The organism is Rickettsiella endosymbiont of Miltochrista miniata (assembly GCF_964031245.1).
Lineage (GTDB): Bacteria > Pseudomonadota > Gammaproteobacteria > Diplorickettsiales > Diplorickettsiaceae > Aquirickettsiella.
In genome coordinates this window covers 1,608,381-1,632,884 of record NZ_OZ035017.1, presented here as the reverse complement: position 1 = coordinate 1,632,884, position 24,504 = coordinate 1,608,381, and the positions used below count along the sequence as shown (strand labels likewise).

Here is a 24,504-nt window from a genome sequence, read left to right as displayed (position 1 = left end):
AATGAAAATTCTTATCAGTAATGACGATGGTGTACATGCACCAGGCTTGTCTATTTTAGCTAAAGCTTTAGCCCAAATCGCAGAGGTTACTATTGTAGCTCCAGATAGGGATCGCAGTGGCGCCAGTAATTCCCTTACTTTGCAGCATCCTTTAAGATTAAGATACTTTGATGAAAATATTATTAGTGTTCAAGGGACACCTACTGATTGTGTTCATCTAGCTTTAACAGGTCTATTAAGCGAAGATAAACTTCCGGATATGGTTGTATCAGGTATTAATGCGGGTTCTAATTTGGGCGAAGATGTTTTTTACTCGGGAACTGTGGCAGCCGCCATGGAAGGACGTTTTCTAGGAATTCCAGCAATCGCATTTTCAATAGCTGGAAATGAGCCCATGTATTATTCTACAGCAGCAGAGGTTGCGAAAAGATTGGTAACCCTCTTATATGAAAAACCGATTCCTGCCAAGACTATTTTGAACGTAAATATTCCTGATGTGGCTTTTGATGATTTAAAAGGTTATGAAGTGACGCGTTTGGGCACGCGTCATAACGCCGATAGGATGATGCCCAGTAAAGATCCAAGAGGACATACCATTTACTGGATTGGTAGTTCTGGTAAGGAAGATGATGCTGGAAAAGGCACAGATTTTTATGCTTTGAGCCAACAGCAAGTAAGTATTACACCTTTGCAGCTTGATTTAACGCATCATACTGCGCGAGACCAGATCGAAGATTGGATAGCCAATATGGATCCGAAACTATAAATTATTCTTTAAATAAAGAATTTACTGAATTTTTCATCTAACTGTATGAGATGCGATGAAGTTTTTTTCTAAGCTTTATGACAACATGCTTATATTGGCTAAGCATGGACATGCTCCTTATTACTTATTTGTATTAAGTTTTGCAGAGTCTTCTTTTTTTCCTATTCCACCCGACGTGATGTTAGCTCCCATGTCTTTAGCGAGGCCAGAGTGTGCTTGGCGCTATGCCTTTTTGACCACGGTGGCTTCTGTTTTAGGTGGATTATTTGGCTATTGGATAGGGAATATAGCGTTTGAATGGGTACATCCCTATATTCTACAGTTTGGGTACGAGAAGACTTACCAGCAGATTGAGCATGGATTTAACCAATGGAATTTTTGGATACTTTTTTTGGCAGGATTCACGCCTATTCCTTATAAGTTATTTACCATCGCGGCCGGGGCCTTGCATGTTGCGCTATTACCCTTTATCTTGGGATCACTAGTGGGCCGTGGCGGAAGGTTTTTTTTAGTCGCTTTTTTAATGCGTTGGGGCGGTGTCCATATTGATAAATTATTACGGCATTACATCGATCGAATCTCTTGGTTTGTTTTGTTGCTAGCGGTTGCTGTTTTTGCTTCTCTTAAAATCTGGGGTTAAGGGAAAATATTTTATTCAGATCTAAGAACGTTCCTTAAACTTTATTGAAACGTCAATAATCAAAAAAGTGGTTATTTAATTACTATCTTTCTATCTAGGTTAATTAATTCAGGGAGAGTTAATATGGCTAACAAAGGAAGTGCATTTAAGAAAAGAGGGGGTGGAAAACAGCAAAATTCAGTAGCGTCTGAGCAAGTATTCGAAAATAAACCAGAGAAATTTTTAGTAAACCGTGAAATTGGTGAGACAGAAACAACACCACATAAATATGTGCGACGTGATGAAACACTTGGTGCAACTCAATTATATTTAAATGAAATCGGTTTTTCTCCTTTATTAACAGCCGAAGAAGAAGTTTACTACGCACGACTTATTGCAAAAGGCGATCAAGACGCTCGTAAACGGATGATAGAAAGTAATTTGCGCTTAGTGGTTAAAATAGCCAGACACTATAATAATCGTGGATTACAGTTTTTGGATCTAATAGAAGAAGGTAATTTAGGTTTAATGCATGCGGTAGAAAAATTTGATCCTGAAAGGGGTTTTCGTTTTTCAACCTATGCGACATGGTGGGTGCGTCAAGCCATTGAGCGAGCTATCATGAACCAAGCTCGAACGGTCCGCTTGCCTATCCATGTGGTTAAAGAGCTGAATGTTTATTTACAAGCGGCAAGGGAACTTACACAGAAATTAGATCATAAACCTACTTCAGATGAGATTGCTAAATGGTTAGATAGGCCTTTTGAAGAAGTTGAACGCATGCTCGGTTTGAACGAGCATATTACTTCTGTAGATGCCCCGGCCAGTAGTGAGGCCGATAAACCTTTACTTGAAACTTTATCAGATAATCGCGAAAACGATCCTGAGCATATTTTAGAAGGTGAAAATTTACGTAAGCGTTTAGAAGGTTGGCTTAAACAATTATCCACCAATCAACGTGAGGTTATTGCTCGGCGATATGGTTTATTGGGCTGCGATCGCATGACCTTAGAAGAAGTAGGAGAAGTTATTGGCTTAACTCGAGAGCGAGTTCGTCAAATTCAGGTTGAAGGTTTGAAGACCTTACGGAAAATAATGGAAAAACAAGGATTTTTTTCCAATTTATTGTATGATTAATTTAATTTTTTTTAAATAAGAATAAAATATTAAGAGTATGAAATGGTTATTTAATTATAAATATAATATCACTTATATTATTTTAATAGTTTTACTCAATACCTTATTTGCTTATATTCCTTTAATGCAGATATTTAGCACCGAAATTTCCCCCATGGATTGGACGGTAGGAGTAGTTTATGTTTTGCGCGATTTTGCGCAACGAGAACTACAGCATAAAGTTATTTTTGCCATGTTTATCGGCAGTTTAATCAGCTATGTTTTAGCCGGTAAGGATTTGGCGATTGCCAGTATGAGTGCGTTTTTAATTGCGGAGTTTGTTGATTGGTCGGTTTATACGTTTACTAAACGACCGTTGTCTCAGCGTATACTTTGGTCTGCAAGTCTTAGTGCACCAATAGATAGTAGTGTTTTTTTATGGATTATTCACCAGTTTAATTGGTTGGCGGTGCTGGTTTTATCACTAGCCAAAATTGTAGGCGTCCTTTTCGTTTGGTATGGATGGCGTAGTCGTGAAAGAAGTACGCTCGCTAAAGATTTAGAGATTATGACGGTCAAGTCCGACTTAGCGATTTAAATTCTCCATGGTAATTTAAATCGCTAAGTCGGACTAATTTGTTTAATAGTTTGCCTTTCTTCACCTACGTCGGTAAAGCTTTGGTCTGTGAAGAGCGTGTTTACATAACGTAGGGCGCGAGTATATTTTGCTTTCTGCTCTTTTATAATCTTAACATGATCGAAATCATATCGGGGCATGATTCTATGTGCTTCATTAAATCCTTCGCCTTTACTAATTTTCTTATAATTTTCAATTGGAAGAAGACAATGATTAATATTATAGTTTTTTGACTGTGTGAGGGCTATTTCACTAGGAAAACTACTGGATAAACGTATACATACGATATCTCTCTCTGTCAGACATCGTACTATTTCTATTAGTTGTTTAACCCGCTCTCTCGGCATAGCCGTTATAATGCCTTCCGAAAAAGCAGCACGTAACTCTTCGGTTGATTTAACTAAGTCAGTCATTTTTTGTAGATATTCAGCAAGCCCTTTTGCTGTACATTTTAATGGGCCTACTTGTTCAATAATATCGTTATAGATTTTTTCTTCGTTAATATCTAAATTAATATGATCGCGCATAAATAATTTGCAATATAAGGAAATGCTTTGTTGGTTAGCTATATGCAAATGAGGTAATTTTAATGAGAACATGATGCTCAGCAACGAAAACCAAGCTAAACCCTCAGGATTTATTCTTTCATAGAAAAAGCTAGCGTACTTACACCAGGTCTCAGAATCTATTTTTTCTTCTTCTTTTTCAATATTATCTAATAGAGGTTTTAATTCCTGACGAATATCTTTATGACCTTTAAGGATTTCGGATAATGAGTCCAGCATAAATTCCAATGAGATATGTCTGGAAAAAATTTCATTATCTTTACAAATGTTTTCTAAAGTAGACCATGCCATTTTTCTTTGTTCAAAAGACATATCGAATACACGAATGCATGAACTAGCTATCCAAATGATATCTTCGATATCTTTTTCTGAGAAATAGATTGGTTCTTGGGATAAGGCTTCCTCAGTAAAATCAATAGGATTTTCACGCATGCTCGCGATTTCACGCAAAATGTCTCCTTCTCCCTTGTTATGACTTTCTGTGTGTTCAGAGCAGGCGGCTACTTTCGCTATATAGGCTATCGTCCAACTTCGATTCAATAGCGCCTGTTGTTTTTTACTTAAGCTTTTATAAGTTTCATTTTTTTGTATCATTTCCAATGAAACTGTCATAAATCAATCTCCTAGATTATTTTTATAATTTATGGTCCAAAATCCTAAAATAGAAAGAGCCAGTGTTTATTCCCTTGCTCATATCGTATAAATTGTAAGTAATTAAAACTTAATTTTTTACTCATTAATAGAATTTTATAATTAATTTAATTCTCCTTTTTTGTAGATAAATTGTCAATTTCTTTATTAAGGAAAAGATAATAAAAATTACTTCGTTAAGACTTGTTTGATGGCTAATATAGTAATGTCTTTTAGTTCTTCTAGAACCTGTAACGATGTGTTTAAAGGTGGTAACCAATAGATAGTATCGCCTAAAGGACGTAACCACGCACCTAACTGCAGGGCTTTCTGAAAAATCTGATAACCCATACGCTGATTTTTTTCTTTTTCAGTTAATTGTAAATCTGCAGCAATGATTGCCCCGATACCTCTAATATTTGTTAATCTTTGTGTTTTATCACTAACTTCCTGCATAAATTTTTTTAAAATAATTTCTTTTTCTCGAACTTGTTGGAATATTTTTTCATCTTCTAAAGTTTTTAGACATTCTAATGCCACTGCTGCTGCTAAAGCATTGCCACTAAAAGTATGTGAATGTAAGAAACTTTTTCCGGTGGAATAATCATCATAAAAAAGATCATAAATGTCAGTATGGGTTAATACCGCACTCATAGGTAACCAGCCGGAAGTTAAACCTTTGCTTAAGCAGATAAAGTCAGGTTTTATTTGTGCATGTTCACACGCTAAGGCATGCCCCGTTCTACCTAATCCGGTCATAATTTCATCAGCAATCAAATAAATACCATGAGTTTGTGTCCATTTGCGCAAACAGCGGAGGAAATCTTGGCTATAGATTTTCATGCCTCCTGCCCCTTGGACTATAGGTTCAACAATAATAGCGGCTAAATTTGCGGCTTGCTTTTCAAGCTGTTTTTCGATACCAGGCCAAATATCTGAGCAATCATTCCATAAAGGGTCAGAACTAGAGTGAACATAGGGGATATTTTGAATAAAGTTAGGTTGTATTAAATGGGCTTCATAGGCTTGGCGGTAAAGGCCTAAATCACTCAGTCCTAAGGCCATAAAGGTTTCGCCATGATAGCCATTTTGAAGGGAGGTAAACTGAGTACGCTGATTTTGACCGAGTAATTGATGGGCGTGTAGACTCATTTTTAGGGCAATTTCAACTGCCGAAGAACCTTCACTGGCATAAAAGACCTTGTCTAAACCCATGCAAAGTCGGCCTAATTTTTCGGAAAGTTGGATGATAATTTCATAGGTGCTATTGGCAAATATCACATGTTCGAAGCATTCTAATTGGGCTTGGAGTGCGACTTTTAAACGGGGATGGTTATGGCCCAACGATTTACACCACCAGCTAGAAATGGCATCTATTATTCTCCTCCCATCCATCAGTTCAATATAAGAGCCATAGGCCTTTTTTATTACTAAAGGTGGAAAAGCTTCATAATCCTTCATTTGAGAGCAAGGATGCCAAATATGTTGTCGATCGCGATTGATAAGATCCATAAAATAGGGTAAAAAAGAAGCAAGTTAAACATAAAAGTGACTGAAATTGCCAATATTCATTGCCAGAATAATGGCTCAATCTGAAGAATAAAAACCATTCGAGAAAACGATTGTGTTAAATAAAAAGAATAAAATAAACATAAAAGCTTGTTTCCAGGCGATACGGCCTTATCATGCCATAAAAAATATTTTATTATTTATACCTCTTTTTGTTGGGCACCAATATTTTAATATCATTGCCATAAAAAATAGCTTTTTAGGTTTTTTTGTTTTTTGTTTATTAGCTTCAAGTGCCTATTTAATCAATGATCTGGTTGATTTAGAAAATGATAAACAGCATGTTAAAAAGCAAAATAGACCTTTTGCTTCAGAAAAATTATCCTGTAAAACTGGATATATTCTTGCGCCAATATTAGCCATAACTGCTTTAAGTCTTACAATATTATTACCTTTAAATTTCTTAATAATTGCGATGGCGTATTATGGTTTAACCTTGCTCTATACATTTTTTATTAAACAAATAAAATGGCTAGATGCTATTTTACTCGCCATTTTATATTCAATGCGTGTATTTGCAGGAATGAGTTTAATTAAAAATGGATTTTCATTTTGGTTGATTTTTTTCGTTTTATGTCTGTTTTTTAGTTTAGCTTTACTAAAGCGTTATACCGAGCTTATTGCGATACAAACAGAAAATAAATTTTCTATTTTAGGCCGAGCTTATCAAATAAAAGATAAAATTAAACTGGCCTTACTAGGATATATTAGCGGCTACTTATCAGTTTTAATCTTTATTTTTTATATTTATTCCGCAAAAGCACAATTATTTTATAGGACTCCATTGTTATTGTGGTTAATTTGCCCTTGTTTATTCATTTGGCTCAATCATATGTGGCAGTTTGCTCAGGAAGGAAAAATTCACGATGATCCGGTGATATTTACAGTCAAGAATAGATGCAGTTGGATTTTTTTGTTGTTAATAGTAATTTTTAGTGTGCTAGCAACGGAGATCAGGCTTCCATTTTACAGCTTCTAAGCCTTTATTCAGGAAGTTGACAATGTGTGTTATTCATTTTATGTTGGCAGTTTTGTGGTTTTAAGAAATTATTATGTCGAATCCTGAAATCCGTCACGATTGGACACTTGAACAAATTCATGTGCTATTCCAATATCCTTTTAATGACTTAATTTATCGCGCACATACTGTCCATCGCCAATCTTTTCAAGCTAATGCAGTCCAGATTAGTAGTTTACTTAATGTAAAAACAGGTTTATGTCCTGAGGATTGTTCGTATTGTCCGCAAAGTGGTCATTACAATACCGGGCTAAAAAAAGAACCTTTAATGACGTTAGAGCAAGTGAAAACTGCTGCCAAAAAGGCAAAAGAAAATGGTGCGGGTCGATTTTGTATCGCGGCTGCGTGGCGTAGCCCTCCTAAAAAAGAGCTCGCTAACATATTAGAAATGGTATCAGCAATCAAAGCATTAGATTTGGAGGCGTGTGCTACATTAGGCATGCTCACGCAAGAGCAAGCCTTGCAGTTATCTGATGCGGGTTTAGATTATTACAACCATAATTTAGATACATCACCAGAATATTACCAAACTATTATTTCAACCCGAACCTATCAAGAACGCTTGGAGACTTTAGCTTGTGTTCGAGCGGCAGGTATAAAAGTTTGCTGTGGTGGGATTATTGGCATGGGAGAGACTCAAGAGGATCGAGCGGGTCTGTTACGACAACTGGCTAATCTACCCGAGCATCCTAGAAGTGTGACGTTGAATAAATTAATTCCTATCCCGGGGACACCATTAGCCGATAAGCCTCCAGTTGATTCTTTTGAATTTACGCGTGTAGTTGCTGTAGCGCGAATTATGTTACCGCTGAGCATGATTCGTTTATCTGCTGGACGTGATAGCTTGAGTGAGGAAGCACAAGCGCTATGTTTTTTTGCGGGTGCTAATTCCTTGCATTATGGAGAAAAATTATTAACGACAGATAATATCTCTCCTGAACAGGATAATGCTTTATTAAAAAAATTGGGGCTGGCAGCTGTATTGTTCGATACCGACCTGAATGCATGTCATTAACTTTTGAGAAAGCATTAAGTCAACATAAACAAAAAGGTCACTATAGAGAGCGTAAAGTCTTGCAAAGTTTGGCCGGTATGCAGCGGCGTTATAATGATAAAAATTTTTGTTGTTTTTCTTCCAATGATTATTTAGGTCTAAGCAAACACCCCGCAGTTATAAAATCTTTTAAACAAGGAGCTGATGACTACGGTGTTGGTAGCGGGTCTTCGCATTTTCTTGGTGCGTATAATCGATTTCACCATGAGCTCGAGCTTGCCTTAGCTGAATTTCTTAATTTTCCTAAAGTATTAGTATTCTCTACTGGGTATATGGCTAATTTGGGTATTTTAGGGAGCTTATTGCAAAGAAGATCTACAATATTCGCTGACAAATTAAGCCATGCTTCTTTAATCGATGGGGCAAAATTAACAGGCGCCGTATTTAAACGTTATCCACATAATAATCTTGCCACTCTAGAAAAGCATTTGAGGCAGTCACCCGCTAGACAAAAATTTATTATGACCGATGGTGTCTTTAGCATGGATGGTGATATAGCACTGTTGCCAGCATTAGTAGAAATCGCCCAAAGATTCTCGTCTACATTGTTAGTCGATGATGCGCACGGCATAGGCGTATTAGGAAAAAAGGGAGCAGGTATTTGTGAACATTTTGACTGTAAACCAGATATCTTATCGGGTGGTTTCGGTAAGGCTTTTGGATGTTTTGGCGGTTTTGTGGCCTCGAATGAGGTCATCATCGAGAATCTGATTCAATTTGCGCGCCCTTATATGTATACCACTGCTTTGCCGCCGGCTTTAGCTAAAGCCGCACAGACGAGTTTGCTATTATTGCAAACAGAAAGTTGGCGTAGAGAAAAATTACAGCGTTTAATTACCCATTTTAAGCAGATGGCGCAGCAGTTAGAGTTACCGATATTGCCTTCTCAGACCCCCATTCAACCGATTTTAATAAATAATACTGAGCAAACCATGGCACTTTCAGCTTATTTATTGCAAAATGGCTTTCTGGTCAATGCTATTCGACCCCCGACCGTTCCTGAAAATACCTCACGGCTACGAATTAGCTTGAGTGTATTACACTCAGAAACTGAAATTGATAGATTATTAGAACAAGTAGCCATGGGGCTGAAATTGATAAAAATAAATGATAATCCAATTAGATGAAACACAAATTGTCCATCGTTTTAATAAAGCGGCAAACACTTATGATCCAGTTGCAGTGCTGCAACAGCGGGTAGGAAAATCTTTATTAGAACGTTTACAAGGAATTCGCTGTCAACCGCAAACCATATTGGATCTGGGTTGTGGTACAGGTCATAGCGAGACATTTTTAAAAAAATTATACCCCGTTGCTAAAATTGTAGGTTTAGATAAGTCGAATGGAATGCTGGCACAAGCTCAGGCTAAAGGAAAAGAGTATCAACTTACTGATATCCATTGGATACATGGGTGTGCGGAGAATTTGCCGTTTGCTGATCATAGCTTCGAATTAGTTTACTCAAATTTGATGTTGCATTGGAGTAACGATTTCACCCAGAGTCTCAAAGAAATTCGACGCGTATTAAAACCCGATGGTTTGCTGCTATTCTCCATGGTGGGACCAGATACTTTGCAAGAATTGCGATATTGTTGGAGAACTATCGATGATCAACCGCATGTACATCTATTTGTTGATATGCATGATTTAGGTGATAACTTACTGCAAACGCCTTTCGTCGATCCGGTGATGGATGTTGAATATTTTACTTTGCTGTATTCAGAAGCCTTAGATTTGATGAAGGAATTAAAAAAATTGGGGGTACAAAATATTGCCAAGGATCGGCAACGAGGTTTGACTTCCAAAGGAACGTTAAAGAAATTGATTCAAGCCTACGAATGTTTTCGTACTCCAGAAGGAAAATTGCCAGCAACATGGGAAATTATTTATGGACACGCATGGGCAGCAGAAAAAAAAATCAAAAACCAGAATGATTCCAGTGAGATCAAAATACCTTTAAGTAGTATTTTTCGTAGCTTTAATTAAACAAATATAAATGATAAAAAATAAGGGCTTTTTTATTTTAGGTACAGACACTAATGTCGGCAAAACGACTATTGCTGTTAATTTGTTATCTTTTTTAAAAGCTAATGGTTATTCTACTATCGGTTTAAAACCGATTTCCAGCGGAGCGCACCTTAGCAAAGTTGGATTACGCAATTCTGATGCAATTGCTTTGCAAAAAGCCGCAACCATTTGTCTTCCTTATGAGCAGGTTAATCCCTTTTGCTTTAGCCTAGCAACGGCACCGCATATTGCGGCGGAACAACAGGCCTGCCAATTAAGTCTTGCTAAGATTATGCAATCATTCCAACCTTTATTAAATTATAAAGCGGATTATCGTGTTATTGAAGGACTAGGAGGGGCTGCTGTTCCTTTAAATAAGACTGAAACGATGCTCGACCTATTGCAAGCTTTAAATTTGCCCGTTATCCTTGTCGTGGGATTGCGTTTAGGTTGTTTGAGCCATGCGCTTTTAACTTATGAAATCTTGAGAAAAAGAAATATTCCGATTGTAGCTTGTATATGTAATCAAATTGATCCTAATATGTTATTCCATGAAGAAAATGGCTTATATTTAAAGCAATCCATGGATGTGCCTTTTTTCAGCTTTGTTCGCTACCAGAGAAACAATTTAGATACCAGTATTTGCATAGCTTGGTCTAATTTAATCAAAATAGAATCTTAACGAATTTCCTCATCTATTTTTCCAGATTTTTGCTTATGAAATTTTTAAATTTATACAAACTTATTTTTTTAAGTCTTTTGCTTTTATTAAGATCAAACCAAGTGCTAGCGGAAGATCAACTAAGCCAATTATTAAATAATTTACAAAGCTCTAGGTCTAATTTTACACAAACGGTTATGAATTCTAAAGGTCAAATTCTGCAGCAACTGAGTGGCAAGATGGTCATACAACGTCCTGGTAGATTTCGCTGGGAAGTTACGCAACCTAGTCGACAATTATTAATCGCAGATGGTCAGCGTATTTGGTTTTATGATATCGATTTGCAACAAATTACCGTTCAAACCCAAAAAACGGCTGATTCAGATTCACCCGCAGCATTATTAAGTGATTCCCCTAAAAATCTAACACAACAGTTCGTTATTCATCCTTTAATGGATGTTCAGGGTTTTACTTTATTTCCAAAAAATAAAAACGCATTATTTCAATCAATTACTTTGATTTTTGAAAAAAATCGCTTACGGGAGATGCGTTTGACCGATAAGTTAGATCAGCAAACAGTGATTAATTTTTCGCAAGTTGAATTAAATCCTCATCTTCCATCACAGACTTTCCATTTTATTATGCCGACCGATAAAAATATCGACATCGTTAAAGGCTAAATCTTATGTCGCATACCCACCATCACCATCCTACTTTTGTTACTCTAAATGTAAGTTTTGCAGTTGCAATTTTGTTAAATTCAGGGTTTTTATTAACAGAGGTCGTTTATGGGTTTATTGCCCATTCGGTTAGCTTATTGTCAGATGCCGTTCATAATTTTGGAGATGTTTTAGGTTTGTTGATGTCTTGGGGAGCGAGCGTTTTAGTCAAACGTCGCGCGACGCAACGTTACAGTTATGGTTATAAAAAATTAACTATTCTAGCGGCATTAGCCAATGCTCTATTACTAGTTTTAACATCAGCTTTAATCGTTTATGAATCAATTAATCGACTTAATCACCCAAAAGAAATAAATGAAATTATTGTGATAATCGTTGCCTTTATAGGGATGTTAATCAACGGTGGAACGGCTTTATTATTTATGAGGCAAAGTACAACCGACCTTAATATTAAAGGGGCGTTTTTACATTTAGCTTATGATGCTCTGATTGCTTTAGGTGTTGTATTAGCAGGTGCCGTCATTTATTTTACTGGATGGCTATGGGTAGATCCGATAGTAGGATTGCTAATAGTTGCAATTATCACTTGGGGTAGTTGGAATTTATTACGTCGATCGGTAGAACTAATATTAGGAGCAGTGCCTTATGGAGTAAATCAGAAAGCAGTCTATAATTATTTAAAAGAATTACCTGGAGTTCAAGAGGTTCATGATTTGCATATTTGGGGGTTAAGTACGCAGGAAACTGCATTGACTGCGCATTTGATTATGCCGAAAGGTGGCTTTTCGGATGAGGAATATTTAAAGATTAATCGAGTTTTGGCTAAGGAATTTCATATCCAACATATTACTTTGCAAGTTGAACAAGGACAAAAAAAATATCCCTGTGAGCAATCTTTAGTTTGCTAACTTTAATGCCCCATTGACTTAATCTTTTTCATAGTAAATTTATACTCACAGCAATTGGGTTTTTGGCAAGGCACCGCGAGAATGAAGCGACCGGAATGTATTCTAGATACATGAGGATTCGGGTTGAGCGGTAACGCAGACAAAAATTCAAGTGCGAAGAGTATACTAACTATTTTTGGCCATTAAATGTTTTTTATATTATATATAGCGATAGGATTGTTAGCTGGATTTTTAGCGGGACTACTCGGTATAGGTGGAGGGACAGTTTTAGTCCCTGGTTTGCTTGCCATTTTTTCACATGCAAATATTCCTGAACAGTTGCAAATGCATATGGCAACAAGTACAGCATTGACGTCTATTATTTTTACTTCACTTATTGCTGTTTATCATCAGCAGCGTAGTTTCTCTATTAATTGGCTTTTATTTCGACAGTTAGTTCCAGGAATGGTTGTGGGTATAATAACAGGGGCTTTATTAGCATTATTATTAACTACGCAAACGTTAAAATTATTATTTAGCTTATTTCTTTTTTCAGTCGCATTCAAACTATACTTTCATAGAAGCCCAGCAATTAAAAAAGAAATCGTTGTCTTAAATACTTTCAAGAAATGGTCCATAGGTTTTTTTATCGGTATTATTTCAGGTCTGTTAGGTCTTGGCGGGGGAGCTATTTCAGTTCCGGTTTTTTTACGTTTGGGGTTGTCTACGCATCATGCTATCGCCACATCTTCAGCATGTGTATTGTTATTAGCAATTTTAGGGGCAATAACCTTCACATTAACTGGGTTGCATGCTCATAATCTCCCCTCCGGTAGCGTTGGGTTTGTCTATTGGCCCGCTGTATTAGGAATATCGATAGGGAGTGTACTTTTTGTTCCTATAGGTACAGGATTGGGCAAGCGCATTACAGGGAATATTTTGCGAAAGTTTTTTGCTTTATTCCTTTTTATATTAGGTATTACCTTAATAATCCATTAAAGTATCACTATGTCTTCTAATTATTCACAACCTATCGGCATATTTGATAGTGGTATTGGTGGCTTAACTGTCGCTCATGCTGTCACCAGATTGTTACCTGATGAGTCTATCATCTATTTTGGCGATACAGCCCATGCACCTTGGGGGGATAAATCTGCCGCGGCCATACAAGCATATTCCATTAAAATCTGCGATATGTTGCTTAAGCAAGATTGCAAACTTATATTGATTGCTTGTAATTCAGCTTCAGCAGTTGCCTATGAGCTCGTTAAAGAATATGTAGGTCGCAAGTCGATAGTAGTCGATGTGATCGATCCTATGATCGATTATTTAGCCAAAAATTATATCGAGAAGACGATCGGTTTAATTGGTACTAAGCAAACCATTAACTCAAATATCTATAGAAAAAAATTAGATGAACTGGGTATTAATATTCGATTAAATACACTGGCTACGCCTTTGCTGGTGCCACTAATTGAAGAAGGATTTAAAGACCAAACTATTATGAGCGATGCCATTCAGTCCTATCTGAATGAGTCTTCCCTTCATAATCTTGATGCCCTAGTGCTAGGATGTACACATTACCCATTAATTAAACAGCAGATAAAGCAATTTTATAGCGATGCTACCGTTATTATCGATTCAACTGATATTGTTGCTGAAGTGGTAAGAAACATACTCAAAGAACGCAAGCTATTGGCTGCCTTATCTAACTCTCCAAAAAAGAAGTTTTATGTCTCAGATTACACGCCCGCATTTTCCGCTTTAGCCCACCTTTTTTTTAAAATGCCGATAATTTTGGAAAAATACCCTTTGTGGGAATGAAAATATGCTCTGAATTGAGCCTTCATCGTCTTTTAGCAGAAAATTGCTTATGGTAGAATAGGTAAATTTTTAGTCTTATGAGGGAAGTGATATGACTTCTAGTCAAATACGTTTTAATACAGGCCTAGAATCCGTTTTGGCAACCAACTCGGTGCTACGTCAAACTTATATCCTGCTGGGGCTAACCCTGATTTTTAGCGCAATAACCGCAGGCATTGCAATGTTTACTAATGCCCCACCCTTAAATCCCTTTGTTACGCTAATTGGGTATTTTGGACTGTTATTTTTAACAAATTTTACTCGAAATAGTGCTTGGGGTTTGTTTTCTGTGTTTGGCTTGACTGGATTTATGGGATATACGCTAGGCCCTATTTTAAATCATTATATCCACGGATTTACCAATGGGCATGAATTAATCATGATGTCATTGGGTGCTACAGGCCTTATCTTTTTTGCTTTATCTGCCTATGCCTTAACCACCAAAAAAGATTTTAGTTTCATGGCAAGTTTTTTGATAGTAGGTATGATCGTCGCTTTTCTGGCTAGCATCGGGACATTATTTTTTCATATACCTGCATTAATGCTCACCTTATCGGCGGTGTTCATACTATTGTCATCAGGTATAATTTTGTTGCAGACCAGCCAAATTATTCATGGTGGTGAAACCAACTACATCATGGCTACCGTTACACTTTATGTATCGCTTTATAACATCTTTTTGAGTCTGTTAAACTTATTAGGCGCATTCAGCGGCAACCGAGATTAATTTATTTCAAAGCGACCTGATTTTAAAACTAGGTCGCCAAGATAAAGACTCAAGAGCGGAGAGTATAAACTTGCTAATAGCGTTGCCTGGGTTTTGTCCTACGCTTAGCTTAATCCTTGTTCTATTTGGCTGGATTAGAAAAAGCTTCTCAACTATTCTTTAAAGGAGTTCATAAGCTAGAAAAGAAAAGGCTGTTTAAAAAATAGCTTCAACCCAACTTTTAAGAAAGTGTACGCACAGCAATTGGATTTTTGGCGAAGCGCCGCGAGAATGAAGCAGCCGGAATGTATTCAAGATACATGAAGATTGCGAATTGAGCAGCAACACAGTCAAAAATTCAAGTGCGAAGAGTATATTTTGTTGCATTGTCTTAGCAGCAGGTGCTACATGGCTGGTTTAATAGTTAATGGCGAGAAGATTTTAACCGATCAATTTGGATATCTGGTTCATTCGGCTGATTGGCATGAGGAAGTAGCCACTAAAATTGCCAAAAATGAGGCATTAACACTCATCAAAGATCATTGGCATGTCATCTATTTTTTACGTAATTTCTATCAGCAATACCATAAAACTCCGCCGATCAGAATTTTAGTTAACCAATTAACCGTGCAATTAGGCCCTGAAAAAGCCTGTAGCATCTATCTAAACAATCTATTCCCGAAAGGTATACTTAAGCAAGCAAGTAAGTTAGCTGGATTGCCTAGACCTGCTCGTTGCATGTAATCTATTCCAAAAGTTCTTGCAAATAAATTTAAACTCAAAAAAATACGAATTGTTTTTGGAGAAAATATGAATGAAGAAGAGTTGCGAAATAAGATCGAAACTTCAATAAAAACTGAAAAGTTAAATGAATATTTGTTAGATTGCCTCAAAAATGAGTGTGAACTTAATTTTTTGAATCTACCATTCATCATTACCGAAAATGCTTTACAACGGTTTGAAGCGAAAATAAAAGATTGTCAGCAAATTGAAAAAGATCTACCCTACGATCTTATTTTACCCGGAGAATATCACCTCCTATCGGAAAAGCTTGATATTCTTAAACTTAAATTGGCAATGCTATACGCTAATGGTAAAGGAAGCGTAATAATAGAAGAGAATTATAACGAAATAAAAGTTTTTATTTTCAAGATATTAAACCTAGATATTAAGCTTAAATTAAAGTATCTCGATTTAACCATTAAATTATTAGAGAAAGCTATAGGAGATTCCCAGTTTAATAAGGAATTTATTGGTGCTTTGGATTTAATAAAATTGTTTGTTAATGAGCCAAAATACCTTCCTAATGAAGCAGACTTAAAATATATAAGTGATTTAGGGCGCCAGACTAATGACGATGAAATCAGAAAACGCTTTTATGGAATAATCCGTGAGTTAGATAAAAAATTATTGCTTCAAGATTTATTAAATCAACTTTTGAAAATTGTAAAAAATACCAATGGCTCGCCATTAATGCAGTTTAATGTAATATTTATTACTAAATGCCTAAATACTGTATGCAGTCTGGAAGCCGAGGATTTAAACCAGGTTATAGGTTTAGTTTACCGAGCTTTGGAGGCCTATTCTGCGTCAGAAATAACGAAAAAGGCTTATACCGTTTTCAAAAAAATATTTACCCAAAAAAACCTGTATATGCATTTAATAGAATTTGCAAAAGATTTCAAAGAAAAAACATCAGGACAAATAATCAATAATCCGGTAAGGCATGATTTGTCCAGTATTGAAAAACATGCTTTTACCATCTACTTTCCGACTCACATTAATGATAAAAGAATACGAGCAAAATTTGCAGAAGCTAAACTTGAGTATAACGAAACATTTAAAAAAAATATCACTACTAATGATCGCTTATTTGAACGCTTCAGAGAAGATTTAGTAAAAATTAGTAGTAAAACAAATGGAATTTTAGAAAATGTAAAGGCTCTAGCATCAGATGCTAAGGAAAGATTAGAAGAAGCCGTTGAAACAAGCTCAGATATAGTAACAAATTTTTTCAAAAAAAATGTAGTAACTTCATATCAAGAAGAAAATCCAAGAATCGATATGAATCTGAGCGCTTCATTACATCTAGCCAAGGAAGAAATATCGCCAATCAAAGAAAAATTGCATGCTTGGAATTCAATACTCAATCCTACCGATCAAAATAATGATAATCATTGCAATTACTTAGAAATTACTCAATTCGATTTAAACCAAAGCCTAGAGTTAGCAAATAACTTTACTGATGCCATCAACGAAAAATTTACGGGATTTATCCAACAAATTCTTGACGAATTTAAAAAAATCAATGATGCCGTGCAAAAAAACTCATGGTTTGCGAAACCTGAGATTGGTAAATCCAGTTTTTTTCATCAAATATTTCATAGAGGATATTTTAGTGGTAATTATTCGATAGAAAAAATAAAAAACTATTTAAAAAATGATCTAAGTTTTGCTACAGTTAATAATCTTATCTCTAAACAAAGTTTTTGGGGATTGTTACGCTTTGGCATTATACGTTGGCCATGGATAAATAAAATCATTTTTGCTCAAAACTGGGCTGAACAGTGTTGTTTAACTGATGTTATCAAGGAAATAGAAAAAGTTAAAAAAACATTAACAATAGGTCGTGATGAAGAAAAAATCCTTAAGGAAATAATAAGTATATCAAGTGAACTTTCACCATATCAAAGCGAAATTATTGATATTTTAGAGGATTTTAAAAGAAATATAGTTATAGACTTGAAGCAACTAGAAACATTAGAACAAAAAATTGATAACTGTTTAAATGGGAAAGAAAATTCATTCTTTGCATTTAGCCCAAGACTAACAGAGTTTTTTATTCATAATAAAATACCAACTTCTGACAACAACATTAATATCGTTCATGCTAGGCCAGTACTGAGGGTACGTTGAACTTATTTTTTAAATTTTTATGGATAAAAAAATAAAATTCTATCGATTAAATTATAATTAAAATAAATAAAGAGAATTTTAATGCCGAATAAATCTGAAAATCCGGAAATTAAATCAATAGTAATCGAAAAAATAGTTAAAAAGATTAAAGAAATTTTTGATCTGATAAAAAATCAGACCACTTCCGAATGTTTACAGCAAATCGAGGATTGGCTTAAGCAGATTAAACCCGAAGCATTAACTAATGATATTTCACATTTTTCCGGAATGTTAGATATTATCTTTTTTTATTTGCACGCTGAATTTAGTAAGGAAAAAAAAGCTCAAATAGAATATTACTTAGGAATTGTTTTAAATAACTTTAATCAGCTCCAGCCTAAAAAAATTGTAATACTTATCACTTCTCTTAATAAGTATATTCATGCTGATGATGTTGCTGAGTTAGAAAGACTTAATAGTGAGTTAACTCCATTTACAAATAAGTTTTCTTTAGAGCTTAAGTTGCGTAAAAAAATTAAACCAAGAATAATTGATTTTGATAATGAGGGAAAAGGTTTTGTTGTTGAGAAAACCAGAAAATTAGTCAAAGAAATTTGTACTAATGAAACTGTTAACCAAACAAATCCAGATATCAATCTTAATCAAATGCATTATAAAATATTTTCTTGTTATGAAAATGAGTCTCAACTAAGTAAGGACATACGTGAAGCGGTATTGCTCAGAAGTTTCTTGTCGAAGGAGAAAATTGGAATTAAATATGAGCGAAGCATAGAAATTATTTTTCAATCTATTGAATTAGAAGAGTTTAAAGAAATAATTCGTAAAAGGATTTATGAATTTAAGACTCAAGATCCTAATATAATTCTTTCTGAATATAAGAAGCCTAAAACTTTTCAACTTCCAAAGTTTTTGGATATACAAAATAAGTATTTAGACAATTTTTTACTGCTTATTAATTTCTCGAATTTGGAAAAGTTAATTAAAGAAGTTCAGATTATCTCAGATAATATTTACACGTTAATGCCCGTACTTGATGATATCAAAAATTTTTATTGTGAATGGGGTATAAATTATGATTTATTTAAAAATTTTTATGTAGAGGTAGAAAATTTTAATAGGACTTTTAATCAGAAATTCATTTCTAATTATGTTGAGATGATGATGCGATTAATTGAAGAAAAAAAATTGAAATTGGATGAAAATAATCTTGATGAATTTTATCAAATTTCAGATATCTGCTTAAAAAAATTATCTGAAAATTCTCTAATAGAAGAAATTAATAGTCTGAAGTTAACTTTGTCTATTGAAAATTTCTTAAACAATCAAAAAAAAGAAATAAAAAATTATTTTGATAAGCAGTTTCATGCACGTTTAGATGTATATTCCAATAAGCTAACTAATATTTCTTTATTTAAATCATTTTTAATTAAGATGAAGGAACTGATCTTAAATTTTTTTAGCGTTAGTTTTTTTATTAACAATATAAATAATTTAGGTCTTTTAGCACCAAAATTTGATATATCCAACCTAAATAATTTTTTCTTTGAAAGAATTCATAACGAATTTAATTTAAAAATAAAGTGGTGGCACTTCCTTGGCTATAGAATGAATCCTTTATTTTTACTTTCTTTATCATTTAAAAAAAATTTATCCGAACAACTTTTTTTATATATAGTAAATTATAAATTTACACAAATTATTGAATTTTTTGAGTTTTCCACTGCAAATAGAATGTCAACAGATACAAAAAAAAATATTGAATGTGTAGATACCTTATTTTTGATCCAATCTATATTGGAGAAAGCGGAAATCGGGAATACAAAAGGGTTGACTAATTTTTATGGAAATAAAACTAATATTTCTTCGCCAAAATCTAGAAAACAAGTAATTGAACTATTAGAGAAAGCTGAGACATTCATAGCTTTATCGAAAATGATATCCACATTAAATCAAAACATTAGATCCGTAGCGCAAAAACTTTCCAAGTTATTTAACATAACCCTGGAAAACATGAAGAAATTAGAAGAAAATCAAGAGAAAGATAATCTTTTACTAAGTCATGTTACTAATGGTAAATGCATATTTCAGCTATCAAAAAATACTAGGGTAGAAGAAGACATAGCGTCAAACACAATAACACTCAAAGCTTAAGTCTTTATTTCCATTTAATATTGCACCCCATACTAGGTATTTGCTGCGGATTAACTGGTTTTTCTCGGAGAATATTATCTAAAGCTGAACGAATATCTTTGCCCGTTACTAAAATTTTATTGCCTGGTCTTGATCCGTCTAATTGACCTCGATATACACACAGAAGATCTGTATCGAAAATAAAAAAATCAGGTGTACAAGTGGCTTGATAGGCCTTAGCAATCGATTGGGTTTCATCATAGAGATAGGGGAAGCTAAAGCCAAATTGTTTAGCCAGTTTTGTCATTTTCTCAGGCGCATCTTCTGGGTAGCCTGCTGGGTCATTCGCGCTGATAGCTATAAATGTGATGTCTTTAGCTTGATAATCCTTGGCGAGCTGAACGAGTTCTTGTATGACATGCTTGACGTAGGGACAATGATTGCAAATAAACATAATGACCGTAGCTTTCGACTTTTTGGCATTTAAACTATACGATTCTTTGGTAACTGTATCCATTAGCTTAAAATTAGTTGCTTTGGTGCCCAGAGCAAGCATGCTAGAAGACATTAGCGCCATAAAGATTCTCCATATTTGTATTAGTTACGGTATTATAACCCAAACCTTTATTCTTTAATTTCGATTATGGCCAAGCTTTATTTTTACTACTCCGCTATGAACGCAGGCAAAAGTACTGCTTTATTGCAGGCTAGTTATAATTATCAAGAACGTGGTATGCAAACATTATTGTTTGCACCAGCTATCGATGATCGTCATAAATTGGGTTGTATTAGCTCGCGGATAGGTTTAAACGCAAAGGCAAATTTATTTACCCCAAAAGACAATTTGTTGGAGCAAGTAGAAATCTTTCTAAAGCAAAAAAAAGAATTAAAATGTGTATTAATCGATGAAGCCCAATTTTTGACAAAAAACCAAGTATTACAATTGACAATGGTTGTTGATCGTTTAAATATTCCGGTTCTATGTTATGGGTTGCGTAGTGATTTTCGCGCTGACCCTTTCGAAGGTAGTTTATATTTATTGATATGGGCAGATGAGATCAACGAGATAAAGACCGTCTGTTATTGTGGCCGTAAGGCGATTATGAATATCAGATTCGATTCCGAGAATCACAAAGTCACAGAAGGTAAACAAATAGAAATTGGCGGGAACGAACGTTATATCTCAGTTTGTAGACAACACTTTAATCTTGTTGATTCAACTTCATAATATATTAATAGAAGTTTCACCAAAAACTCAATGCTTCCTAATCTGCCTTAGCAGGGATTTTAATGGTTGGCTTAGGGGTAGCGCTTAGTATTCTTATGTTTAAAGGCTTTGTTTGGTTATTACACAACTCTTTATTTGAATTAGCCAAACAAGCTTTTGAATATATGAGAAAATTATCTTTTGTCGGTTGGTTAGGTCTCGGCATTAAATTACTGATTTTTGGTCTTTCTGTAGTTGGCATATATGCATTATATTTTGCAGGGATTTCCAATTTTAATACCTTTTTTCGGATCCGTTGCTGTTCTTATAGGTTGGGCTTCGTTTATAGGAGAAATTCCTTTTACCATCATGATGGTAAACGAGCTTTGTGATCTAGCAGGTAACTTTTTAGCTAATATCGTAATAAAAGCATTTAATTTTTGTTTTGCTAGAAAAGCGGCTGGGGAAATGATCGGCGACATTTCGCCCCAAGAAAAAATTAGCTTTAAATTAGTTATAGGACTTATTTTCGTTACTATAGATGCGCTTCTAAACGCGCTATTAGTTATAGGTACATCGACCATTTCTTTGGTCGCTACCGGTGCATGCTTTATTAATTCTTCGTCTTTATTTACTCTCCCCAAGAATGAAGCGCAAGAAATGAACGACTATCATGCTAACAATAAGGCAACTCCCCAAGCGATTGGTTTCTATTCGCCTCGCTATACTGGTTTATAAAAATTTCAGCAAAACCATTTCAGCGCTACCGATTTCGTTTGGACAATAGACTTGGCTTGCTATACACTACGCTTCCCAAATAGTCCCTAAAAATAAAAGACGGAAGTTTATAAGTCTACTCTCTATTTGAGGCATTAATGGCCATAACTAGCTTAAAACGAACATGTGACTATCTAAGTTTTTCTAAAATGCAACCCTGGTTGGTTTGTCTTTCGGCCGCGCTCTTCTTCTTTTACGAATTCATCCAAATGGGTATGTTTAACTCGATTAGTCAAGAGTTAATGCATGATTTTTCCATCAATGCGGGCCAACTGGGCTTCTTATCTGCGACCTATTTCTATGCAGATGTCATCTTTTTATTATTCGCTGGAATCCTAGTCGATCGTTTTTCTATACGTATTATTATACTCAGTGCGATGGTTATGGTCGTCTTCTCCACTATTCTGTTTGCTTTCAGCCGATCCTTTGAAATAGCGGCTTTTAGTCATTTCGTAGCCGGTATCGGTAATGCTTTTTGTTTTTTGAGTTGTATTAAATTGGCAACGCGTTGGTTCCCCACACAGCGTTTAGCTTTGGTCATCGGTATTATCATTACCATTGCCATGGCTGGGGGCATAGTGGCGCAGACTCCTTTTGCACTGGTAGTCCATGCGCTAGGATGGCGAAGCGCCGTGATGATAAATGCAGTATTGGGGATGTTCATCACCGGATTGATTTACTGCTTTGTCCATGATTATCCGAAGCATCAGCTATCTCAAAAGAGGGAAGATTTAGTGGCTGCTAAGCCTATTTCAGTGATGAAAAGTATAAGTTTATCTTTGCGAAATAAGCAGAACGGCTTAGCTGGGGTTTATACTTGTCTTTTAAATTTACCGATTATTTTATTGGGTGCACTATGGGGTACCTTGTATTTAACCCAAGTACATCATCTTGAGAAAACTCAAGCTTCATTGGTCGCTACGATGATTTTTTTAGGGACTATTATAGGCTCACCTTTAGTAGGTTGGCTCTCTGACTTTATTAGCAGACGAAGATTATTGATGATTATTGGCGCAATGCTTTCTTTGCTGGTTTTACTGGCTATCATGTTTATACCCGTATTACATTTCTATACCCTGCTCACCTTATTTTTATTATTAGGCTTTTTTACGAGTACACAAATTATTAGTTATCCGTTGATTGCCGAAAGTAACCCTAGGCATTTGACTGGGACATCGACCAGTTTGGCTTCCATTTTAATTATGGGTGGTGGAGCTGTGTTCCAACCTTTATTTGGATGGTTAATTGATTTGCATTGGGATCAAACTTTCTTACAAGGCGTACCTTACTATTCAGCCAGTAATTATCGTTATGGCATGGCTATTATGCCAATAGCTTTTATAGTGAGTTTAATCGCTGCATGTTGCTTACGTGAAACCTATTGCCAACCTTTTATTCGCGAGAATAATCCATGCTGACTTCAGTTGTTCATGAGAATGTTTCTATAACAGATAAAAAATTGCCGTGGATAGTTTGCTTTTCTGCAGCACTGTTTTTTTTCTATGAATTTATTCAAATGAATATGTTCAATGCTATCAGTTCAGATCTGATGCATGCCTTTTCTCTTAATGCAACTGGGTTGGGTAAACTATCTGCTTATTACTTTTATGCCAATTTACTATTTTTACCAATTGCGGGGGCTTTGTTAGACCGGTTTTCGACACGTAAAATTATTCTTTCCTCCTTGTTTCTTTGCATTGTGGGCATTGCTGCTTTCGCCATGACAAGTTCATTTCTATGGGCATCTGTATTTCGTTTTATGAGTGGTATTGGCAGCGCTTTTTGTTTCCTAAGTAGTATTCGACTTGCATCGCGTTGGTTTCCCGCAAAAAATATGGCATTAGTCAGTGGCTTAATCGTCACGATGGCCATGATGGGCGGTATGGTAGCGCAAACGCCGCTGACTTTGTTGGTGGAACTAGTAAATTGGCGCCATGCTTTATTCTTTGATGCAAGTTTAGGCGTCATTATTTTCTTAATAATTTTTAGTTTTGTTCAAGATTACCCAGCTAATTTGCATCAGGAGCAAAAAAATTCGCATCAAGAACTCTCTAAACTAGGGCTTTTAAAAAGTTGGCGACTCGCTTATTTAAATCCCCAAAATAGTTTATGTGGGCTTTATGTCTCTTTGCTCAATTTACCCGTTGCCCTTTTAGGCGCCATTTGGGGAAGCTTATTTTTGCAGCAGGCGGATCATTTTTCTGCAACAGAAGCTTCATTTGCACCCAGTCTGCTTTTTATAGGGACGATCATTGGTGGCCCAATTGTGGGATGGGCTTCTGATAAAATTCAAAAGCGCGTACCACTCATGATGTTAGGCGTCATTATTTCCCAGTTATTAGTCATTACAATTATCTGTATACCAGGGTTTTCTATAGTAACCATCGCTTTATTGTTTTTTGCTTTAGGGTTTTTTACCAGTAGTCAGGTTTTGAGCTACCCCTTAGTTGCAGCCAGTAATCCAAAGAGCCTGACTGCAACTTCAGTAAGTGTCGTATCTTTTATGGCGATAGGGGGTTATGCGGTATTTCAACCTTTATTTGGCTGGCTGATGGATGCTAATTTTCAAGGGACGGTATTAAATCAAATTAGAATCTACTCTCCGAGTGATTATCATCGTGCCTTACTTATTATACCGGTAGGATTTTGTGTTGCTTTTATCGCTACATTTCTAATGCGGGAGCCACGTTCTTAG

Annotated in this window: 24 protein-coding genes; 21 read left to right on the top strand and 3 right to left on the bottom strand. The window is 35.5% G+C overall.

Annotated features, from left to right (window positions below):
- Nucleotide 1: 1 nt before the first annotated feature.
- From surE to AAHH40_RS07540, 4 genes are all read left to right on the top strand, one after another.
- A complete protein-coding gene (surE, locus tag AAHH40_RS07555) occupies nt 2-766 on the top strand; it encodes a 5'/3'-nucleotidase SurE (protein ID WP_342220063.1) in 765 nt (254 codons plus the stop codon).
- Between the two features lie 55 nt (nt 767-821).
- Nucleotides 822-1,406 carry a YqaA family protein gene (locus AAHH40_RS07550; RefSeq protein WP_342220062.1) on the top strand — a complete coding sequence of 195 codons (585 nt, stop codon included), beginning with the start codon at nt 822-824 and terminating at the stop codon, nt 1,404-1,406.
- A 123-nt stretch (nt 1,407-1,529) separates the two neighbouring features.
- Nucleotides 1,530-2,522, top strand: a complete 993-nt coding sequence (gene rpoS, locus AAHH40_RS07545; RefSeq protein ID WP_342220061.1) for an RNA polymerase sigma factor RpoS — start codon at nt 1,530-1,532, stop codon at nt 2,520-2,522.
- 37 nt (nt 2,523-2,559) lie between these two features.
- On the top strand, nt 2,560-3,099 hold the full coding sequence (locus AAHH40_RS07540; protein WP_342220060.1) for a hypothetical protein: 540 nt from the start codon (nt 2,560-2,562) through the stop codon (nt 3,097-3,099).
- A gap of 23 nt (nt 3,100-3,122) precedes the next feature.
- On the opposite strand, the gene AAHH40_RS07535 is transcribed toward AAHH40_RS07540, so the two are convergent.
- Both AAHH40_RS07535 and bioA read right to left on the bottom strand, forming a co-directional pair.
- On the bottom strand, nt 3,123-4,316 hold the full coding sequence (locus AAHH40_RS07535; protein ID WP_342220059.1) for a hypothetical protein: 1,194 nt from the start codon (nt 4,314-4,316) through the stop codon (nt 3,123-3,125).
- Between the two features lie 207 nt (nt 4,317-4,523).
- On the bottom strand, nt 4,524-5,846 hold the full coding sequence (gene bioA, locus AAHH40_RS07530) for an adenosylmethionine--8-amino-7-oxononanoate transaminase (protein ID WP_342220058.1): 1,323 nt from the start codon (nt 5,844-5,846) through the stop codon (nt 4,524-4,526).
- A 112-nt stretch (nt 5,847-5,958) separates the two neighbouring features.
- On the opposite strand from bioA, the gene AAHH40_RS07525 reads away from it, so the two are divergent.
- From AAHH40_RS07525 to AAHH40_RS07465, 13 genes are all read left to right on the top strand, one after another.
- On the top strand, nt 5,959-6,882 hold the full coding sequence (locus tag AAHH40_RS07525; RefSeq protein ID WP_342220056.1) for a UbiA family prenyltransferase: 924 nt from the start codon (nt 5,959-5,961) through the stop codon (nt 6,880-6,882).
- A 73-nt stretch (nt 6,883-6,955) separates the two neighbouring features.
- Nucleotides 6,956-7,936, top strand: a complete 981-nt coding sequence (gene bioB, locus AAHH40_RS07520; RefSeq protein ID WP_342220055.1) for a biotin synthase BioB — start codon at nt 6,956-6,958, stop codon at nt 7,934-7,936.
- Nucleotides 7,927-9,102 carry an 8-amino-7-oxononanoate synthase gene (gene bioF, locus AAHH40_RS07515; protein WP_342220054.1) on the top strand — a complete coding sequence of 392 codons (1,176 nt, stop codon included), beginning with the start codon at nt 7,927-7,929 and terminating at the stop codon, nt 9,100-9,102. The genes bioB and bioF overlap by 10 nt, the downstream gene beginning before the upstream one ends.
- Nucleotides 9,083-9,961, top strand: coding sequence for a malonyl-ACP O-methyltransferase BioC (gene bioC, locus AAHH40_RS07510; protein WP_342220053.1), 879 nt, complete (start codon nt 9,083-9,085; stop codon nt 9,959-9,961). The genes bioF and bioC overlap by 20 nt, the downstream gene beginning before the upstream one ends.
- 10 nt (nt 9,962-9,971) lie before the next feature.
- Nucleotides 9,972-10,664, top strand: a complete 693-nt coding sequence (gene bioD, locus AAHH40_RS07505) for a dethiobiotin synthase (RefSeq protein WP_342220052.1) — start codon at nt 9,972-9,974, stop codon at nt 10,662-10,664.
- A gap of 35 nt (nt 10,665-10,699) precedes the next feature.
- On the top strand, nt 10,700-11,323 hold the full coding sequence (gene lolA, locus AAHH40_RS07500) for an outer membrane lipoprotein chaperone LolA (RefSeq protein ID WP_342220051.1): 624 nt from the start codon (nt 10,700-10,702) through the stop codon (nt 11,321-11,323).
- A 5-nt stretch (nt 11,324-11,328) separates the two neighbouring features.
- On the top strand, nt 11,329-12,231 hold the full coding sequence (locus tag AAHH40_RS07495) for a cation diffusion facilitator family transporter (protein ID WP_342220050.1): 903 nt from the start codon (nt 11,329-11,331) through the stop codon (nt 12,229-12,231).
- 186 nt (nt 12,232-12,417) lie between these two features.
- Complete coding sequence (locus AAHH40_RS07490) at nt 12,418-13,209, top strand: sulfite exporter TauE/SafE family protein (RefSeq protein WP_342220049.1); 792 nt, start codon at nt 12,418-12,420, stop codon at nt 13,207-13,209.
- A 9-nt stretch (nt 13,210-13,218) separates the two neighbouring features.
- Nucleotides 13,219-14,034 carry a glutamate racemase gene (murI, locus tag AAHH40_RS07485; RefSeq protein WP_342220048.1) on the top strand — a complete coding sequence of 272 codons (816 nt, stop codon included), beginning with the start codon at nt 13,219-13,221 and terminating at the stop codon, nt 14,032-14,034.
- Nucleotides 14,035-14,125: 91 nt separating this feature from the next.
- On the top strand, nt 14,126-14,800 hold the full coding sequence (locus tag AAHH40_RS07480; RefSeq protein WP_342220047.1) for a Bax inhibitor-1/YccA family protein: 675 nt from the start codon (nt 14,126-14,128) through the stop codon (nt 14,798-14,800).
- 387 nt (nt 14,801-15,187) lie between these two features.
- On the top strand, nt 15,188-15,523 hold the full coding sequence (locus AAHH40_RS07475; protein WP_342220046.1) for a TusE/DsrC/DsvC family sulfur relay protein: 336 nt from the start codon (nt 15,188-15,190) through the stop codon (nt 15,521-15,523).
- Between the two features lie 66 nt (nt 15,524-15,589).
- Nucleotides 15,590-17,695, top strand: a complete 2,106-nt coding sequence (locus AAHH40_RS07470) for a hypothetical protein (protein WP_342220044.1) — start codon at nt 15,590-15,592, stop codon at nt 17,693-17,695.
- An 81-nt stretch (nt 17,696-17,776) separates the two neighbouring features.
- Nucleotides 17,777-19,846 carry a hypothetical protein gene (locus AAHH40_RS07465; protein WP_342220043.1) on the top strand — a complete coding sequence of 690 codons (2,070 nt, stop codon included), beginning with the start codon at nt 17,777-17,779 and terminating at the stop codon, nt 19,844-19,846.
- Nucleotides 19,847-19,850: 4 nt separating this feature from the next.
- Here AAHH40_RS07465 and AAHH40_RS07460 read toward each other — a convergent pair whose 3' ends face one another.
- The gene (locus AAHH40_RS07460; protein WP_342220042.1) at nt 19,851-20,402 is read right to left on the bottom strand and encodes a thioredoxin family protein; all 552 of its coding nucleotides are present in this window, start codon (nt 20,400-20,402) and stop codon (nt 19,851-19,853) included.
- Between the two features lie 66 nt (nt 20,403-20,468).
- On the opposite strand from AAHH40_RS07460, the gene AAHH40_RS07455 reads away from it, so the two are divergent.
- The 4 genes from AAHH40_RS07455 (at nt 20,469) to AAHH40_RS07440 (ending at nt 24,504) form a co-directional block, all read left to right on the top strand.
- The gene (locus tag AAHH40_RS07455; protein ID WP_342220041.1) at nt 20,469-21,053 is read left to right on the top strand and encodes a thymidine kinase; all 585 of its coding nucleotides are present in this window, start codon (nt 20,469-20,471) and stop codon (nt 21,051-21,053) included.
- A gap of 243 nt (nt 21,054-21,296) precedes the next feature.
- Entirely contained in the window at nt 21,297-21,770 is a 474-nt protein-coding gene (locus AAHH40_RS07450; RefSeq protein WP_342220040.1) for a hypothetical protein, read from the top strand.
- Nucleotides 21,771-22,018: 248 nt separating this feature from the next.
- Nucleotides 22,019-23,227 (top strand): MFS transporter, encoded by a 1,209-nt coding sequence (locus AAHH40_RS07445; protein WP_342220038.1) that lies wholly within the window; start codon nt 22,019-22,021, stop codon nt 23,225-23,227.
- Nucleotides 23,221-24,504, top strand: coding sequence for an MFS transporter (locus AAHH40_RS07440; RefSeq protein WP_342220037.1), 1,284 nt, complete (start codon nt 23,221-23,223; stop codon nt 24,502-24,504). The genes AAHH40_RS07445 and AAHH40_RS07440 overlap by 7 nt, the downstream gene beginning before the upstream one ends.

Coding starts and splice junctions, on each gene's coding strand:
- surE (WP_342220063.1), top strand. CDS start 2: ATGAAAATTCTTATCAGTAATGACGATGGTGTACATGCACCAGGCTTG.
- AAHH40_RS07550 (WP_342220062.1), top strand. CDS start 822: ATGAAGTTTTTTTCTAAGCTTTATGACAACATGCTTATATTGGCTAAG.
- rpoS (WP_342220061.1), top strand. CDS start 1,530: ATGGCTAACAAAGGAAGTGCATTTAAGAAAAGAGGGGGTGGAAAACAG.
- AAHH40_RS07540 (WP_342220060.1), top strand. CDS start 2,560: ATGAAATGGTTATTTAATTATAAATATAATATCACTTATATTATTTTA.
- AAHH40_RS07535 (WP_342220059.1), bottom strand. CDS start 4,316: ATGACAGTTTCATTGGAAATGATACAAAAAAATGAAACTTATAAAAGC.
- bioA (WP_342220058.1), bottom strand. CDS start 5,846: ATGGATCTTATCAATCGCGATCGACAACATATTTGGCATCCTTGCTCT.
- bioB (WP_342220055.1), top strand. CDS start 6,956: ATGTCGAATCCTGAAATCCGTCACGATTGGACACTTGAACAAATTCAT.
- bioF (WP_342220054.1), top strand. CDS start 7,927: ATGTCATTAACTTTTGAGAAAGCATTAAGTCAACATAAACAAAAAGGT.
- bioC (WP_342220053.1), top strand. CDS start 9,083: ATGATAATCCAATTAGATGAAACACAAATTGTCCATCGTTTTAATAAA.
- bioD (WP_342220052.1), top strand. CDS start 9,972: ATGATAAAAAATAAGGGCTTTTTTATTTTAGGTACAGACACTAATGTC.
- lolA (WP_342220051.1), top strand. CDS start 10,700: ATGAAATTTTTAAATTTATACAAACTTATTTTTTTAAGTCTTTTGCTT.
- AAHH40_RS07495 (WP_342220050.1), top strand. CDS start 11,329: ATGTCGCATACCCACCATCACCATCCTACTTTTGTTACTCTAAATGTA.
- AAHH40_RS07490 (WP_342220049.1), top strand. CDS start 12,418: ATGTTTTTTATATTATATATAGCGATAGGATTGTTAGCTGGATTTTTA.
- murI (WP_342220048.1), top strand. CDS start 13,219: ATGTCTTCTAATTATTCACAACCTATCGGCATATTTGATAGTGGTATT.
- AAHH40_RS07480 (WP_342220047.1), top strand. CDS start 14,126: ATGACTTCTAGTCAAATACGTTTTAATACAGGCCTAGAATCCGTTTTG.
- AAHH40_RS07475 (WP_342220046.1), top strand. CDS start 15,188: ATGGCTGGTTTAATAGTTAATGGCGAGAAGATTTTAACCGATCAATTT.
- AAHH40_RS07470 (WP_342220044.1), top strand. CDS start 15,590: ATGAATGAAGAAGAGTTGCGAAATAAGATCGAAACTTCAATAAAAACT.
- AAHH40_RS07465 (WP_342220043.1), top strand. CDS start 17,777: ATGCCGAATAAATCTGAAAATCCGGAAATTAAATCAATAGTAATCGAA.
- AAHH40_RS07460 (WP_342220042.1), bottom strand. CDS start 20,402: ATGGCGCTAATGTCTTCTAGCATGCTTGCTCTGGGCACCAAAGCAACT.
- AAHH40_RS07455 (WP_342220041.1), top strand. CDS start 20,469: ATGGCCAAGCTTTATTTTTACTACTCCGCTATGAACGCAGGCAAAAGT.
- AAHH40_RS07450 (WP_342220040.1), top strand. CDS start 21,297: ATGCATTATATTTTGCAGGGATTTCCAATTTTAATACCTTTTTTCGGA.
- AAHH40_RS07445 (WP_342220038.1), top strand. CDS start 22,019: ATGGGTATGTTTAACTCGATTAGTCAAGAGTTAATGCATGATTTTTCC.
- AAHH40_RS07440 (WP_342220037.1), top strand. CDS start 23,221: ATGCTGACTTCAGTTGTTCATGAGAATGTTTCTATAACAGATAAAAAA.